Annotated in this window: 12 protein-coding genes and 1 tRNA gene; 11 read left to right on the top strand and 2 right to left on the bottom strand. The window is 69.2% G+C overall.

Translation table 11 applies throughout. From position 1 onward, the window contains the following. Nucleotides 1-71: 71 nt before the first annotated feature. A complete protein-coding gene (locus ACP4E5_RS28215) occupies nt 72-329 on the top strand; it encodes a hypothetical protein (protein ID WP_422407476.1) in 258 nt (85 codons plus the stop codon). A gap of 17 nt (nt 330-346) precedes the next feature. Next, nucleotides 347-2164, top strand: a complete 1818-nt coding sequence (glmS, locus tag ACP4E5_RS28210; protein WP_425833413.1) for a glutamine--fructose-6-phosphate transaminase (isomerizing) — start codon at nt 347-349, stop codon at nt 2162-2164. A gap of 258 nt (nt 2165-2422) precedes the next feature. Here glmS and ACP4E5_RS28205 read toward each other — a convergent pair whose 3' ends face one another. Continuing rightward, nucleotides 2423-2947, bottom strand: coding sequence for a universal stress protein (locus ACP4E5_RS28205; RefSeq protein WP_425833411.1), 525 nt, complete (start codon nt 2945-2947; stop codon nt 2423-2425). Between the two features lie 1067 nt (nt 2948-4014). On the opposite strand from ACP4E5_RS28205, the gene ACP4E5_RS28200 reads away from it, so the two are divergent. From ACP4E5_RS28200 to ACP4E5_RS28190, 3 genes are all read left to right on the top strand, one after another. Then, a complete protein-coding gene (locus tag ACP4E5_RS28200; RefSeq protein ID WP_425833409.1) occupies nt 4015-5232 on the top strand; it encodes a GlxA family transcriptional regulator in 1218 nt (405 codons plus the stop codon). Nucleotides 5233-5302: 70 nt separating this feature from the next. After that, nucleotides 5303-5905, top strand: coding sequence for an oligoribonuclease (gene orn / locus ACP4E5_RS28195; RefSeq protein ID WP_425833407.1), 603 nt, complete (start codon nt 5303-5305; stop codon nt 5903-5905). Nucleotides 5906-6027: 122 nt separating this feature from the next. Further along, a tRNA-His gene (locus ACP4E5_RS28190) sits at nt 6028-6100 on the top strand. A gap of 77 nt (nt 6101-6177) precedes the next feature. Here the strand turns inward: ACP4E5_RS28190 and ACP4E5_RS28185 are convergent. Then, nucleotides 6178-7233, bottom strand: a complete 1056-nt coding sequence (locus ACP4E5_RS28185) for a LacI family DNA-binding transcriptional regulator (protein ID WP_425833405.1) — start codon at nt 7231-7233, stop codon at nt 6178-6180. A gap of 358 nt (nt 7234-7591) precedes the next feature. Here ACP4E5_RS28185 and ACP4E5_RS28180 point away from each other — a divergent pair, with 358 nt between their 5' ends. The 6 genes from ACP4E5_RS28180 to aspT (ACP4E5_RS28155) all read left to right on the top strand — a co-directional run bounded on the left by ACP4E5_RS28180 (nt 7592) and on the right by aspT (ACP4E5_RS28155) (nt 16091). Next, nucleotides 7592-8947: an ABC transporter substrate-binding protein gene (locus ACP4E5_RS28180; RefSeq protein ID WP_425833403.1), complete on the top strand. Its 1356-nt coding sequence runs from the start codon at nt 7592-7594 to the stop codon at nt 8945-8947. A 107-nt stretch (nt 8948-9054) separates the two neighbouring features. Further along, nucleotides 9055-10056, top strand: coding sequence for a carbohydrate ABC transporter permease (locus ACP4E5_RS28175; RefSeq protein ID WP_425833401.1), 1002 nt, complete (start codon nt 9055-9057; stop codon nt 10054-10056). A 3-nt stretch (nt 10057-10059) separates the two neighbouring features. Next, entirely contained in the window at nt 10060-10944 is an 885-nt protein-coding gene (locus tag ACP4E5_RS28170; RefSeq protein WP_425833399.1) for a carbohydrate ABC transporter permease, read from the top strand. 124 nt (nt 10945-11068) lie between these two features. Next, entirely contained in the window at nt 11069-12505 is a 1437-nt protein-coding gene (locus ACP4E5_RS28165) for a GH1 family beta-glucosidase (RefSeq protein ID WP_425833397.1), read from the top strand. A gap of 189 nt (nt 12506-12694) precedes the next feature. Then, on the top strand, nt 12695-14371 hold the full coding sequence (aspT, locus tag ACP4E5_RS28160) for an aspartate-alanine antiporter (protein ID WP_425833394.1): 1677 nt from the start codon (nt 12695-12697) through the stop codon (nt 14369-14371). 16 nt (nt 14372-14387) lie between these two features. Further along, on the top strand, nt 14388-16091 hold the full coding sequence (gene aspT, locus ACP4E5_RS28155) for an aspartate-alanine antiporter (protein ID WP_425833392.1): 1704 nt from the start codon (nt 14388-14390) through the stop codon (nt 16089-16091). Nucleotides 16092-16102 lie beyond the last annotated feature (11 nt).

The following is a 16102-nucleotide window of genomic DNA, read 5'->3' as shown; positions in this document are numbered from 1 at the left end:
CCGAGCGAATCCTCTGCCCGATATCGGGCAGAATTCTTGCGAAACCGACCCGGAACCCCGAGGATCGGCTCGTGCACGAGGACCTGATCGACCACCTGACGCGCAGCACCGCCCTGACTCGGGGCGAGGCGCTGCGGGTGATCCAGGACGTGCTCGCCTACTTCGACGAGCCGACGGAGGACTACGTCCGCCGCCGGCACCGCGAACTCCAGGGTCAGGGCCTGGTGAACGCGGAGATCTTCGAGCGGATCCTGGCGGATCTGCGTTACCGGGCGGTGTCGCCGCCGGAGCTCTCCCTCCGCCAGCTGCGCCGCATCGTCTACGGCTGAGGGGAATTGCTCTACTTATGTGCGGAATCGTCGGTTACATCGGCAAGCGTGACGTCGCGCCGCTCCTTCTCGAAGGACTTCAGCGCCTGGAGTACCGCGGATACGACTCCGCGGGCGTCGTCATCACCAGCCCCAAGGCCACCGGCCTGAAGATGGTCAAGGCCAAGGGCCGGGTGCGCGACCTGGAGGCGAAGGTCCCGGCCCGCTTCAAGGGCACCACCGGCATCGCCCACACCCGCTGGGCCACCCACGGCGCCCCTTCCGACGAGAACGCGCACCCGCACATGTCGGGCGACGACAAGGTCGCGGTGGTCCACAACGGCATCATCGACAACGCCTCCGAGCTGCGCGCGAAGCTGACCGCCGAGGGCATCGAGTTCCGCTCCGAGACGGACACCGAGGTCCTCACCCACCTCATCGCCCGCTCCCAGCTGCCCGAGCTCGAGGACAAGGTCCGCGAGGCGCTGCACCTGGTCGAGGGCACGTACGGCATCGCGGTCCTGCACGCCGACTTCCCGGACCGCATCGTGGTCGCGCGCAACGGCTCGCCCGTCGTCCTCGGCATCGGCGACAAGGAGATGTTCGTCGCCTCCGACATCGCCGCGCTGATCACCCACACCCGCCAGATCGTCACGCTCGACGACGGCGAGATGGCCACGCTCAAGGCCGACGACTTCCGTACGTACACCACGGCCGGCACCCGCACCGCCAACGAGCCGACCACCGTGGACCTCGAGGCCGCCTCCTTCGACATGGGCGACCACGACACGTACATGCACAAGGAGATCTCCGAGCAGGCCGACGCCGTGGACCGCGTGCTGCGCGGCCGGATCGACGACCGGTTCTCCACGGTGCACCTCGGCGGCCTCAACCTGGACGCCCGCGAGGCCCGCACGGTCCGCCGCGTGAAGATCCTCGGCTGCGGCACCTCGTACCACGCGGGCCTGATCGGCGCCCAGATGATCGAGGAGCTGGCCCGCATCCCCGCGGACGCCGAGCCGGCCTCCGAGTTCCGCTACCGCAACGCGGTCGTGGACCCCGACACCCTCTACATCGCGGTCTCCCAGTCCGGCGAGACCTACGACGTCCTCGCGGCGGTCCAGGAGCTGAAGCGCAAGGGCGCCCGCGTCTTCGGCGTCGTGAACGTCGTCGGCTCGGCCATCGCCCGCGAGTCGGACGCGGGCGTCTACGTCCACGCGGGCCCGGAGGTCTGCGTCGTCTCGACCAAGTGCTTCACCAACACCACGGTCGCCTTCGCCCTGCTCGCCCTGCACCTCGGCCGCATCCGCGACCTCTCGGTCGCCGACGGCAAGCGCATCATCGAGGGCCTGCGCAAGCTCCCCGCCCAGATCACCGCCATCCTCGACCAGGAAGCGGAGATCAAGAAGATCGCCGAGGAGTACGCGGACGCCCGCTCGATGATGTTCATCGGCCGCGTCCGGGGCTACCCGGTGGCCCGCGAGGCGTCGTTGAAGCTCAAGGAGGTCTCGTACATCCACGCCGAGGCCTACCCCGCCTCCGAGCTGAAGCACGGCCCGCTCGCCCTCATCGAGCCGGCGCTCCCCACGGTCGCGATCGTCCCGGACGACGACCTGCTGGAGAAGAACCGCGCCGCGATGGAGGAGATCAAGGCCCGCTCCGGCCGCATCCTGGCGGTCGCCCACCAGGAGCAGGAGAAGGCCGACCGCACCATCGTCGTCCCGAAGAACGAGGACGAGCTGGACCCGATCCTGATGGGCATCCCGCTCCAACTCCTCGCCTACCACACGGCCTTGGCGCTTGGCCGCGACATCGACAAGCCCCGCAACCTGGCGAAGTCCGTGACGGTCGAATAGGCGCCACCCCGGCGCGACAAACGGGTCCCGTGCGCGCCACCATGCGCACGGGACCCGTTCCAGGAAAGGCCGGGGCCGCCCATTGCCCCGGCCCGCGGCCGCCGACCGGCAACCGTCACCGCCGGCCATCAGCCCGCCACCTTGTTCCAGCGACCCGTATGTACCCTTCACAAGGGCACAAAGCACCTCTACGCGTCAGTAGATTTATCCAGCGTCGAAAATCCGACGTACCGTCAACCTCCGTCGCCGCACGGCGACTTACGGGATGACGATGACGGGCCGCTGCGCACGCCGCGCGAGCCGCCCCGCGACCGAGCCGAAGAGCCGCCCGACGAGCCCGTGGGTCGAGCCCACGACGATGGCGTCGGCCGAGTACTCGTGCCCGACCTCCTCCAGCTCGTGGCAGATGTCGCCACCGCGCTCGACGAGGATCCAGGGCACCTCGGCCAGATACTCCGCACAGGCGAGTTCGAGCCCCAGGACCTCGGTCCGGTGATCCGGCACATCCACGAACACGGGCGGCTCACAGCCCGCCCACACCGTGGTGGGCAGCCGGTTGGCCACATGGACGATGATCAGCCCGGAGCCCGAACGGTGGGCCATGCCGATCGCGTACGCGAGTGCCCGCTCGCTCGATGTCGAGCCGTCGAATCCGACGACGACACCGTGCTTGAACGCGGGATCACAGGCTTGACGTGTCTCTTCCGCCGCTCGGGGCGTCGCCTTGGGATCGGCGACCTGCCGCTTGCGGTCCGCGGGTTCGGGGATTTCGTGACCGGCCATGAGTGTCTCGGCGTGTACCTCGTGGGCCTCAAAAGAGGGGACGACAACTGATCGGCGGAGCTGTGTCCGGGAATCATCTTCCCAACCCCATACCCCCAAGGGTACGGCGACACTCCTCCTCTGCCCAGACTCTGATTCCGGGCCGAGAGCTACGCCTTCGTTCGTCGATGGTCTCGCTCCGCCGCGTTCAGGGGAGCATGCACGAGGGCCGACCGTATGGCAATGGTTGCTGCCCCGTACAGGCGGATTGCGCACTCAACTGGGCGTCTGCCGCCCTTCCGCGAAGTGACCCGGTCCGGTCGGCGGCGTTGAACTCGCGTACCGAAAGACACAGGGAGCGCTCAGTGCCCGGACCGACCATCGGCCGGCGGCCCAGTGCCGCGGCCCACCAGGACGCACGCCTGCCCGCGCGCTGGGCCGCGTTCAGCTGCGTCCTGACGCCGCCCGTCCTCGTCTGGTACGGCTCCTCCGCGGCGGGCGCAGCGGGCGCCGCCCTGGGGCTCGCCGCGATCACCGCGGCGTGCCGGGTGCTCCTTCGACAGTCGGAACGCGGGGCTGCACAGTTGCACAGTGAACAATGCCGGGCGCATCGTGGTCGGTGCGACGAGGCAGGGTCCGACGCCCCTCGCGAGGAGTGTCGGTCCGGGTGGCATACGCCGGTTGGCTGACCGGTTTCAACGCGGCTCTCCGATAATTTTCAGCCAACTTGGGCCAGCGGGCCCTCCCTTGCGTTTCGCCTTCTCCAACCCCCTTGCCACCAGGGCGGAAACGGAGACGAAAAGCGCTTCCGCCCTACGGGGACCGGCCACGGAGTTGAGGCCCACTTCCCAGCAACGCCCCTGAGTGCGACGCTTCGTGATCGAATGCTTCACGCCAAGTTGCCTTGTCGACAATCTGTCAGGTTCTTAACTGGTCACGACGGCACCATGGGACGCAGTAGATTCGATCATGACTGTCTGATCTGAAGGCGGCGGGGGACTTCGTGCATCACCGAGGGGAAACGTGCAGGAGCGAACAACCCGTCAAAATATTGAGGGAGCCGGGATCACCGAGGGGGGCTTAGCAGCATGAGCCACGACGCCACCACCGCGCCGGAGGCCGCGGCTCGCAAGCTGTCGGGGCGCCGCCGACGAGAGATCGTCGCGGTGCTGCTGTTCAGCGGCGGACCCATCTTCGAGAGTTCCATTCCACTCTCCGTGTTCGGCATCGACCGACAGGACGCGGGAGTTCCGCGCTATCGATTGCTCGTGTGCTCCGGCGAAGAGGGACCTCTGAGGACCACGGGGGGACTCGAACTCACCGCGCCGCACGGCCTCGAGGCGATATCGCGAGCGGGCACGGTGGTCGTGCCCGCCTGGCGGTCCATCACTTCTCCGCCACCGGAGGAGGCGCTGGACGCGCTGCGCCGCGCCCACGAGGAGGGCGCGCGCATCGTCGGCCTGTGCACGGGAGCCTTCGTGCTCGCCGCCGCCGGCCTGCTGGACGGCCGTCCGGCGACCACGCACTGGATGTACGCGCCGACGCTCGCCAAGCGCTACCCGTCGGTCCACGTGGACCCGCGCGAGCTCTTCGTGGACGACGGCGACGTACTGACGAGCGCCGGCACGGCGGCCGGTATAGATCTGTGCCTGCACATCGTGCGCACCGACCACGGCAACGAGGCGGCCGGAGCGCTCGCCCGCCGCCTGGTGGTCCCGCCGCGCCGCAGCGGCGGCCAGGAGCGCTACCTCGACAGGTCTTTACCCGAGGAGATCGGCGCGGACCCACTGGCCGAGGTCGTCGCCTGGGCCCTTGAGCACCTCCACGAGCAGTTCGACGTGGAGACCCTGGCCGCCCGCGCCTATATGAGCCGCCGCACCTTCGACCGCCGCTTCCGGTCGCTGACGGGGTCCGCCCCGCTCCAGTGGCTGATCACGCAGCGGGTGCTGCAGGCCCAGCGGCTCCTGGAGACGTCCGACTACTCGGTCGACGAGGTGGCGGGCCGCTGCGGCTTCCGCTCCCCCGTCGCGCTGCGCGGGCACTTCCGGCGCCAGCTGGGCTCGTCCCCGGCCGCGTACCGGGCGGCGTACCGGGCGCGCAGGCCGCAGCCGGGCGAGGGCCAGGGGAACCACGGAAAACCCGACAAGCCCGACAGGTCGGTCGAGCTCGCCGGGGTGCCGGGCGCGGAGGGGGCGCCGGTCCCCGCGCAGTCCCGGCGCACGGCGGCCGCGACCGCGCTCGGCCCGCACGCGGCCTCGATGCCGACGGGCCACCCGGGTCTGCCGGGCCCGCGCACGGCTTCGTAGGCGGCACCGGGAACAGGAGCTGACGCCCGTCGTCTGCCAGTGGGAAGGTCGGACCCGTAGGGTTGGGCGCATGAACGATCGCATGGTGTGGATCGACTGCGAGATGACCGGACTCTCGCTGGCGAACGACGCGCTCATCGAGGTGGCCGCACTGGTCACCGACTCTGAGCTGAACGTACTCGGCGACGGTGTGGACATCGTGATCCGCCCGCCGGACGAGGCCCTGGAGACGATGCCCGAGGTGGTGCGCACGATGCACACCGCCTCGGGTCTCCTCGACGAGCTGGCGGGAGGTACGACCCTCGCGGACGCCGAGGAGCAGGTCCTGGCTTACGTACGTGAGCACGTCAAGGACGCGGGCAAGGCCCCGCTCTGCGGGAACTCGGTCGGCACCGACCGCGGATTCCTGCTGCGTGACATGCCGACGCTGGAGGACTACCTCCACTACCGGATCGTCGATGTGTCCTCGGTCAAGGAGCTCGCCAGGCGCTGGTACCCGAGGGCGTACTTCAACAGTCCGGACAAGAACGGCAACCACCGGGCGCTCGCCGACATCCGCGAGTCCATCGCCGAGCTGCGCTACTACCGCGAGGCGGTCTTCGTCCCGCAGCCCGGGCCCGACTCGGACACCGCGAAGTCGATCGCGGCGAAGTACGTCCTGCCGGCCGAGTAACCGCTTGTAAACCCCTGTGTACGGGGTCCGGGCCCCCTCGGGAAAAGGTGTGCGCGAGCACCCCTTCGGACCCTGTACACTTTTTCTCGGCCGGTCGGAAGAAAGACAAACGACCGGACATGGTGGGTGTAGCTCAGTTGGTAGAGCACCTGGTTGTGGTCCAGGTGGCCGCGGGTTCAAGTCCCGTCACTCACCCTGAAGGATCCGAGGGCCCCGGTTCGAGAGAACCGGGGCCCTCGGCGTATCCGCCGCGCCTGGAGCGGTGGCGCCCGTCAGGACGACTCCCGCACCACCAGCTCCGTGGGCAGCATCAGCTGCGGGCAGTCCAGGGACCGCGAGACCGCGGGGCGCCGGTCGGCTATCTCGGTGAGCAGCAGATCCGTCATCGCGCGCCCCATCTCCTCCATCGGCTGGCGCACGCTGGTCAGCGGCGGGTCCATGTGGCGGGCGATCGCCGAGTCGTCGAACCCGACCAGGGCCACGTCGTCCGGGATCCGCCGCCCCGCCTCCCGCAGCACCTGCCGCGCGCCCGCCGCCATCACATCGGAGGCGGCGAAGACCGCGTCCAGGTCCGGCCGCGCCGCCAGCAGCTCGGCCATCGCGGTCCGGCCGCCCTCCTCGCTGAAGTTCCCCTCGACGATCAGCCGCTCGTCGACCTCCTGGCCCGCGCCCGCCAGGGAATCCCGGTAGCCGTCGACGCGGCGCTGCGCACCGTAGACGTCGAGGCGGCCCGCGATCGTGGCGATGGTGCGGCGGCCCCGCGACAGCAGGTGCTCCACGGCCGATCGGGCGCCCGCGTAGTTGTCGGAGTCGACCGAGGGCAGCGGCTCGGTGGCGGAGCGCCGGCCGCTGACCACCGCGGGGATCTCCAGCTGGCCGAGCAGGTCGGGCAGCGGGTCGTCGGCGTGCACGGAGACCAGGAGTACCCCGTCGACCCGGTGGGCCCCGAGGTACTGGGCGAGGCGCTGCCGCTCGCGGTCGTTGCCCGCGAAGGTCAGGATCAACTGCATCTCGGTGTCGGCGAGTTCGGCGCCCACGCCGCGCAGCACGTCGGAGAAGTACGGCTCGGTGAAGAAGCGGGTCTCCGGCTCGGGCACGACGAGGGCGATGGCGTCCGTGCGGTTGGCGGCGAGGGCGCGCGCCGCCGTGTTCGGTACGTAGCCGAGCTCGGCGACCGCCGCCTCGACCGCCGTGCGGGTCGCCTCGCTCACCCGGGGTGATCCGTTGATGACCCGGGAGACGGTGCCCCGCCCGACGCCCGCGCGGGCCGCGACCTCCTCCAGGGTGGGCCGCCCACCACTACGGTGCCGTGTGCCGTGAGCTGCCATGGTCCGCCTCCCGTTACGCCTGACCCGGCCAGGAATCTAACAGTCTGATCTTCGGACGGCACCCACACCCGGCGTCCGGACCAGAACGCTCGCCGTCGCGACCCGGCCGCCCCTCGGCCTGAGCCAACACCCCATAACAGGCTGATAACTGAAGACATGTCACCCTGCACACGACCTTGACACCCTCGCTGCGAGGTACGAGTCTTCAACTCATCACTTGTGGGAGCGCTCCCACAGTACCCCACGCATACACATCCCGCACGTTCCCCGAGCGAGCCGCAGCACCAGAACCGCGGGCCCATCACCGCAGTTGGCCGGGGTCGGCACCCTCACAGCAGTTGAGTCATTGGAGGACGCAATGCGCACTTCGGGTACCTCGCGCGGCCCAGCCCGCCGCACCGCTCTGGCCTCGGCCGTCGGCCTCGCCGCCGCCGCGCTCCTGGCATCAGGATGCAGCGCGAGCGACGACACCGACTCGGGCTCGGACACGAGCTCGGGCGGCAAGATCACCCTGCACGTCGGCACCTTCGGTGTGTTCGGCTTCGACAACGGCAAGGACAGCGCCAAGCTCTACGCCGCTTACGAGAAGTCACACCCGAACATCAAGATCGTCGAGGATCACGTCACCGACGGTCAGAAGTACTGGGACACCCTCAAGTTGCGCATGTCCCGCAACAGCGGCCTCGCCGACATCCAGGCCATCGAGGTCGGCTACATAGCCGAGGCCACCGGCCCCACCATGGCGAACAAGTGGGAGGACCTGTCCAAGGCGAGCGGCGGGCACGCCTCCGACTTCGTCGACTTCAAGACGAAGCAGGCCACGACGTCCGACGGCAAGGTGATCGGCTTCGGTACCGACATCGGCCCGATGGCCGTCTGTTACAACAAGGACCTCTTCAAGAAGGCCGGCCTGCCCACGGACCGCGAGAAGGTCGCGAAGCTGTGGCAGGGCGACTGGTCGAAGTTCCTCGACGTCGCGGCCGACTACAAGAAGAAGGCGCCGGGCAGCACCGTCTTCACCGACTCCGCGAGCGGCCTGTTCAACGCGGTCCTCTCCAGCCAGGCCAAGCAGTACTCCGACGACAGCGGCAAGCTGATCTACGACAGCAGCCCCGGCGTGAAGACCGCCTGGGACCTGGCGGTCAAGGCCGCCCAGGACGGTTACACCGCGAAGCTGCGGCAGTTCGACGAGAAGGGCACCTGGGCCGCCGGCTTCAAGAACTCCAAGTTCGCGACCGTCGCCTGCCCGAGCTGGATGCTCGGCCAGATCCAGAGCCAGGCGGGCGCCGGCAACAAGGGCAAGTGGGATGTCGCCCTGCCCCCGCAGAACGGCAACTGGGGCGGTTCCTTCCTCGGCGTTCCGGCCTCCGGCAAGCACGTCAAGGAGGCCACCGAGCTGGCGGCCTGGCTGACCAGCGCGGCCCAGCAGGAGAAGGTCTTCACGGCGATCGGCAACATCCCGTCCAGCAAGGACGGTCTCGCCTCGGACACCGTGAAGAACGCGAAGATCGGCTACTACGGTGACGCCCCGATCGGGCAGATCTACTCGAAGATCGCCGCAGGGGTGAAGCCGGCGCCGATCGGTGCCAACGACGGCCAGGTGAAGACCTTCCTCACCGACAACGGCATCCTCGACGTCGAGCAGCGGGGCACCGCCCCCCAGAAGGCGTGGGACAACGTCAAGAAGCTGGTCGACGACAAGATCGACCAGTGACGGACGGCCGATGAGCGCGGTCCCCGCACCCGTCCACCGGATGCGGGGACCGCGCCAGGCCAAGCCCAGCGCATCTCAGGCACCTCGAAACCGGAAGGAAAGCCCGCGTGGCCACCTCCGTCAAGGCGGACGCCGGCGGCAGCCCGCCGTCCGCCCCACCCTCCGCCGCACCGGCCCGGCAGCCCGCACCGTCGAACTGGCGCAGCAGGTTCTACCGTTGGGATCTCAAAGGGTCCCCGTACGCGTTCATCGCCCCCTTCTTCCTCTGCTTCGCGGCCTTCGGCCTTTTCCCGCTGATCTACACGGGCTGGCTCTCGCTGCACAGCGTCCAGCTCGGCGCGGAGGACCAGGCCCAATGGGTCGGCCTGGAGAACTACACCCGCCTCATGGACAGCGAGTTCTTCTGGCGGGCGCTGTCCAACACGTTCACCATCGGTGTGATCTCGACCGTCCCGCAGTTGCTGATGGCTCTGGGGCTCGCGCATCTGCTCAACTCCCATATGCGCGGCCGCGGTTTCCTGCGCGTCGCGGTCCTCACCCCGTACGCCACCTCGATCGCCGCGGCGACGCTGGTCTTCGCCCAGCTGTTCAACACCGACTACGGCATGATCAACTCTCTGTTCGACGCCGTCGGGATCGGCCCGATCCAGTGGGAGTCGGCCAAGTGGCCCTCCCAGATAGCCATTTCGACGATCGTGACCTGGCGCTGGACCGGCTACAACGCGCTGATCTACCTCGCCGCGATGCAGGCCGTGCCGAACGACCTCTACGAGGCGGCCGCACTCGACGGGGCCTCCCGCTGGCGGCAGTTCATCAGCGTGACCGTCCCCTCGATCCGGCCGACGATCCTGTTCACCATCGTCGTCTCCACCATCGGCGCCACCCAGCTGTTCGGTGAGCCGATGCTGTACGGCGGAAGCGTCGGCATCGGCGGCGGCAGCGGCGGCCAGTACCAGACGCTCTCGCTGCTCATGTACCAGACCGGCTGGACCAACAACTCCCTGGGCCGGGCCTCCGCCATCGCCTGGGTGATGCTGCTGATCCTGCTGCTGGTCGGCGGCGTCCAGGCACTCGTGGCCCGCCGTAATCGCAAGAAGCTGGGAGGCTGACCCATGACCGTCCAACTCCCGGCGCCCCCCGCGGCGCGGCGTCGCTTCGCGCCCGGCGCGGGCGACCAGCGCAAGGCGGGACCGCTCACCTACGTGCTGCTGATCGTGGCGGCGCTCGTCTCGCTGTTCCCGCTGTACTGGAACGTGGTGGCGGCCTCGCACGACAGCCAGCGCGTGCAGCAGGCACCGGCGCCGCTGCTGCCCGGATCGCACCTGCTGGAGAACCTGAACGTCGCGTGGAACCAGGTCCACATGGGCGTGGCCCTGGTCAACACCACCGTCGTGGCGAGTGTGATCAGTGCCAGCACGGTCGTCTTCGCGACCCTCGCCGGCTTCGCCTTCGCCAAGCTCCGCTTCAGGGGACGCAACGCGCTGCTCGCCCTCGTCGTCGCCACCATGACGGTGCCGCCGCAGCTCACCGTGATCCCGCTGTACCAGATCATCACGGACCTGAAGTGGACGGACACCCTGCAGGCGGTCATCATGCCGTCGCTGGTCGCGGCGTTCGGCGTGTTCTTCATGCGGCAGTTCCTCGTGGAGGCGCTGCCGATCGAGCTCGTCGAGGCGGCCCGGGTCGACGGCGCGAACAGCCTGCGGGTCATCTGGCACGTGGTCTTCCCAGTGGCGCGGCCCGCGATGGCCGTGCTCGCGATGCTCACCTTCGTGCAGGCGTGGAACGACTTCTTCTGGCCGTTCATCGTCCTCACCGACACGGGTACGCCGACGCTCCAGGTCTCCCTGGCGAACCTCGGCGCGGGAAACCACACAGTGGAGACGTCGGTCGTGCTGACCGGCGCGCTGATCTCCACCGTGCCGCTGCTGCTCGTCTTCGCCGTCCTGGGCAAGCACATCGTGGGCGGTATCACCGCCGGCGCGGTCAAGAGCTGAGCCGTCGCCCCCACGGGGTCTCACCGCGCGCGGGGGCGAAGCCGTCGCCTCGCCCCCGCGCCACCCCGTCGTGCCCGCCCTTCCTGTCCCCTTTTCCCTTCCCCACCCTCATGGGAGCGCTTCCATGCCTGAATCGATCACCTTCCCGGACGGCTTCCTGTGGGGCGCCGCCACCTCCTCGTACCAGATCGAGGGCGCCGTGCGGGAGGACGGCCGCACCCCCTCCATCTGGGACACCTTCAGCCACACCCCGGGCAGGACCGCGGGCGGCGACACCGGTGACATCGCCGTCGACCACTACCACCGCTACCGCGACGACGTGGCGCTCATGGCCGACCTCGGCCTTGCCTCGTACCGCTTCTCCGTGTCCTGGTCACGGGTGCAGCCCACCGGGCGGGGGCCCGCCGTGCAGCGCGGTCTCGACTTCTACCGGCGCCTGGTCGACGAGCTGCTCGGCAGGGGCATCAAGCCGTTCGTGACCCTCTACCACTGGGATCTGCCGCAGGAGCTGGAGGACGCGGGCGGCTGGCCCGAGCGGGAGACCGCTTACCGGTTCGCCGAATACGCGACGATGCTCGGCGAGGCGCTCGGCGACCGCGTGGAGAACTGGATCACCCTCAACGAGCCCTGGTGCAGCGCCTTCCTGGGCTACGGCTCCGGGGTGCACGCCCCCGGTCGCACCGAGCCGCTCGCCGCGCTGCGTGCCGCCCACCATCTCAACCTGGGCCATGGCCTCGCCACTTCGGCGCTGCGCACCGTGCTCCCGCCGCGCGCGAACATCGCGGTGAGCCTCAACTCCGCGGTGGTGCGCCCCCTTTCGCAGGACCCGGCCGACCTCGACGCGGCCCGCCGCATCGACAACCTGGCCTCCGGCGTCTTCCACGGCCCGATGCTGCACGGCGCCTACCCGCAGGGCCTGTTCGCCGACACGGCCCGGATCACCGACTGGGGCTTCGTGCGCGACGGCGACCTGGCCACCGCCCACCAGCCGCTGGACGCACTCGGCCTGAACTACTACACGCCGACCCTGGTGTCGGCCGCCGAGAACGCCCCGGCCGGGCCGCGGGCCGACGGGCACGGCGAGAGCGAGCACTCCCCGTGGCCGGGCTCGGAGGACGTCGCCTTCCATCAGACTCCGGGCGAGCGCACCGAGATGGGCTGGTCCATCGACCCGAACGGCCTGCACGAGCTGATCACCCGCTACTCCCGGGAGACCGGCGGCCTGCCGCTGTACGTCACCGAGAACGGCGCCGCCTACCCCGACAAGCCGGACGCCGACGGCCGCGTTCACGACCCGGAGCGCATCGCGTACCTGCACGGCCACCTCGCGGCGGTGCGCCGCGCGATCAGCGACGGCGCCGACGTACGCGGCTATTACCTCTGGTCCCTCATGGACAACTTCGAGTGGGCGTACGGCTACGAGAAGCGGTTCGGCGCCGTCTACGTGGACTACGCGACGCAGCAGCGCACGCCCAAGTCGAGCGCCCTGTGGTACGGCCAGGCGGCGCGCACCGGTGCGCTGCCGGCCGTCGACGCGGTGCTCGGGGACGCGCACCGGTAGACGCCTGGCAGGAGAAGGCCAGGGAACGGGTGCGGCGCGACGGTTCAGGGGGCCGCCGCGCCGCACCTTGGCGTCGCCGGGCGGCGGGTGACGCCGTCTCAGGGCGTCGCTCGCGTGGCAGCACCGCGAGGGCGCCCTTATTTTTCGTCTATGCGTCATAAGCACCTGTATGAGATGACCTGAGCCGCCATGGGCGTACTCAAGGACCATCCGGAACTCGTCCTGTTCGTGAGCCTCGCGCTCGGCTACCTCGTGGGGAAGCTGCGCGTGGGGCCGCTGACGTTGGGCGGCATCTGCGGGACGCTGATCGTCTCGCTGCTGCTCGGGGCCTGGACCAAGGCCCATGTCTCCGACGACGTGAAGACCGTGTTCTTCGCGCTGTTCATCTTCGCGCTCGGCTACATGGCCGGGCCGCAGTTCTTCCGCAACCTCAACAAGAAGTCCCTGCGCTTCTTCGTGTTGTGCGCCATCGAGCTGGTCTGCGTCATCGGCATCGCGCTCGGCCTGGCGAGCTGGTTCGACCTGGACGTCGGCACGGCCTCCGGCATCCTGGCAGGCGCCGCCACCGAGTCCGCCGTGGTCGGGACGGCCACCGAGTCCATCGGCAAGCTCAGCAATCTCACGGCCGCTCAGATCACCGAGTACCAGGGAAACGTCGCCACGGCGTACACGGTCTGCTACCTCTTCGGCCTGATCACGATCGTGCTCTACACGAGCCAGATCATGCCGATGATGATGCGCATCAACCTGCGCGACGCCGCCCGTGACCTGTGGGAGCGCACCCGCAGCAAGGGAAGCCTGGAGGCGGACGAGCTGCCCGCCCTGCCGGGCATGGTGGGCCGCACGTACCTGGTGACGACCGCCGACGGCCGTACGCTCGGCGACCTGGAGTCCGCGCTCGGCGAGCGGGTCACCGTCGAAGCGGTCAAGCGCGGCAGCAAGGTCCTCGACGTCGCGCCCGGCCTGGAACTCACCCTCTCCGACCTGGTGCTCCTGGTCGGCCGCCGGGCGAACGTGATCGACGCGGGCCGGCTCATCGGGCCCGAGACGCCGGGCGTGCCCGGGCTCGACTCACCGCTCGCCTCCCGCCAGGTGTCGGTCACCGACAAGGCCCTGGACGGGAAGTCGATCGACGAGCTGCAGAAGCAGTACCCCGAGTTCCACCGGGACGGCGTCTACGTCACCGACCTCACCCGCGGCGACCAGGAGATGCCGGCCAACGCGGACACGCTGGTGCAGCGCGGCGACGTGCTGACCCTGGTCGGCGCCCGTTCGGGCCTCAACAAGCTGGTCGCGAAGATCGGCTCGGTCGTCAAGAACGACGCCACCGACTTCATCTACCTGGGGCTCGGCATCGCGGCCGGTTCGCTGCTCGGACAGGTCGTGGTCAAGTTCGGCGACATCCCGATGTCGCTCGGCACCGGCGGCGGCTGTCTGATCTCGGGGCTGCTCTTCGGCTGGTTCCGCTCCCGCTCGCAGACCTTCGGCGCGTTCCCGCCGCAGGCCGCCTCGACGATCAAGGACATGGGGCTCGCGGTCTTCATCGCCTGCACGGGCCTCGTCTCCGGTCCGCAGGCCTGGCCGCTGATCAAGGAGTACGGGGCGCTGCTCCCGTTCGCCGGGATCGCCATGGTGCTGATCCCCGCGACGATCTCACTGGTCGTCGGACGCAAGCTGCTCAAGATCGAGAAGCCGCTCCTGATCGGCGCCATCGCGGGACAGCAGTGCTCGACCCCCGCGATCACCGCGGTCACCCAGGTGGCGCAGTCATCGGTGCCGATGCTCGGCTACACGATCACGTACGCCCTCTCCAACTTCCTGCTCCCGCTGACCGGCCCCGTGCTCGTCGGCATTCTCGGACACTGAGAGGACGACCCGGAACGTGATCGACTTCCTCAATCGGAACATCTTCCAGCCCTATCCGGAACTCCTGATCTTCCTCACGGTCGCCTTCGGCTTCCTGCTCGGGAAGGTCCGCTACAAGGCCATCGCCCTGGGCGCCGTCACCGGCTGCCTCATCGCGGGCCTGCTGCTCGGTGCCTGGACGGGCGTCGAGATCAACGGCACGGTGAAGAGCCTGTTCTTCATCATGTTCCTGTTCGCCCTCGGCTACAAGGTCGGCCCGCAGTTCTTCCGCGGTCTCAAGACGGACGGCCTGCCGCAGGTGCTCAACGCCGTCGTCGTCTGCGTCTCCGGCCTGCTGATCTGCTGGGTCTTCGCCGCGATGCTCGGCTACGGTCCCGGGCTCTCGGCCGGACTGCTCGGCGGCGCGCTCACCCAGTCCGCCGTGATCGGTGTCGCGCAGGACGCCATCGGCACCCTGCCGGGGCTGTCCTCCGGGGACGCCAAGCACGAGGCGAACCTCGTCGCGATCGGCTACGCGGTGACGTATCCGCTCGGCACCATCCTGTGCGCGATGCTGCTCGCCAACATCCTGCCGAGGCTCTACAAGAAGGACCTCGCCGCCGAATCCGCTCTGATGGCCAAGGAGTTGGACGCCCCCGACAACGACCCCGACCTCGCCGAGGGCTACTACGAGGTCGTCCTTCGGGCCTACACGATCGAGCGCCCCGACATCGTCGGCCGCACCATCGACGACTTCGAGAACCAGCAGAAGGAGCTCGGCCACCGCATCTACCTCACACGGGTGCGCCGCGACGGCAAGATCCTCGACCACACCCAGCAGACGGTGCTGCGCGAGGGCGACATCGTCGCGGTCAGCGCGCTGCGCGGCTCGCTCGTCGACTACGACGCCCGCACCCACATCGGCATGGAGACCGACGACGTAGAACTCCTCGGCTACGAGACGGAGACGCTGCACGTGGTGGCGTCCGAGAAGGCCCAACTGGGCCGCACCGTATCGGAGTTGAGGCGCGAGCCGTTCATGGTCGGCGTCTACATCGACAAGATCTACCGCTCCGGCGCGGAGTTCCCGTACCGCCTCTCCTCGAAGGTCGAGCGCGGCGACACGCTCGTCCTCACCGGGCCCAAGCGGCTCGTGGACCCGGCGGGCGCGGCCCTCGGCAAGCCGGTGCCCACCTCGTTCGCCACCGACATGATCTGGGTGGGTATCGGCATCTTCCTCGGCGGCCTGCTCGGCATCCCCGCGCTGACCGTGTCCGGCGTCCCGATCTCGCTGTCGACGTCGGGCGGCGCGCTCATCATGGGTCTGGTCTTCGGCTACATCCGCGGCAAGTACCCGACGTACGGCAATGTGCCGCCCGGCGCCCAGTGGTTCATGGACACGCTCGGCCTGTGCATGTTCGTCGCCATCGTCGGCATCAACGCGGGCCCGAGCTTCACCTCCGGGCTCTCCGACGCGGGCTGGGGGCTGCTGGTGTTCGGCGCGGTCGCCACCGTGATCCCGCTGATCATCGGCTTCCTCTTCGGCCACCACGTGCAGAAGATCCGCTTCCCGATCCTGATGGGCGTACTCGCGGGCGGTCAGACCACCACCGCGGCGATCGGCGCGATCAACGAGTCCTCCCGCTCCCAGGTGCCGACGCTCGGCTACACGATCCCGTACGCGGTCGGCAACGTGCTCCTCACCATCTGGGGCGCCGTGATCGTCCTCCTCCAACACTGAGCCCCGGCACC

This window comes from Streptomyces fractus (genome assembly GCF_049844455.1).
GTDB lineage: Bacteria > Actinomycetota > Actinomycetes > Streptomycetales > Streptomycetaceae > Streptomyces > Streptomyces fractus.
The sequence above is the reverse complement of the archived record's forward strand: the minus strand, read 5'-3'. Positions and strand labels throughout refer to the sequence as shown.

Bases quoted from the DNA above. Each gene is read 5' to 3' on its own strand.
- glmS (WP_425833413.1), top strand. From the start codon at position 347: ATGTGCGGAATCGTCGGTTACATCGGCAAGCGTGACGTCGCGCCGCTC.
- ACP4E5_RS28205 (WP_425833411.1), bottom strand. From the start codon at position 2,947: ATGGCCGGTCACGAAATCCCCGAACCCGCGGACCGCAAGCGGCAGGTC.
- ACP4E5_RS28200 (WP_425833409.1), top strand. From the start codon at position 4,015: ATGAGCCACGACGCCACCACCGCGCCGGAGGCCGCGGCTCGCAAGCTG.
- orn (WP_425833407.1), top strand. From the start codon at position 5,303: ATGAACGATCGCATGGTGTGGATCGACTGCGAGATGACCGGACTCTCG.
- ACP4E5_RS28185 (WP_425833405.1), bottom strand. From the start codon at position 7,233: ATGGCAGCTCACGGCACACGGCACCGTAGTGGTGGGCGGCCCACCCTG.
- ACP4E5_RS28180 (WP_425833403.1), top strand. From the start codon at position 7,592: ATGCGCACTTCGGGTACCTCGCGCGGCCCAGCCCGCCGCACCGCTCTG.
- ACP4E5_RS28170 (WP_425833399.1), top strand. From the start codon at position 10,060: ATGACCGTCCAACTCCCGGCGCCCCCCGCGGCGCGGCGTCGCTTCGCG.
- ACP4E5_RS28165 (WP_425833397.1), top strand. From the start codon at position 11,069: ATGCCTGAATCGATCACCTTCCCGGACGGCTTCCTGTGGGGCGCCGCC.
- aspT (WP_425833394.1), top strand. From the start codon at position 12,695: ATGGGCGTACTCAAGGACCATCCGGAACTCGTCCTGTTCGTGAGCCTC.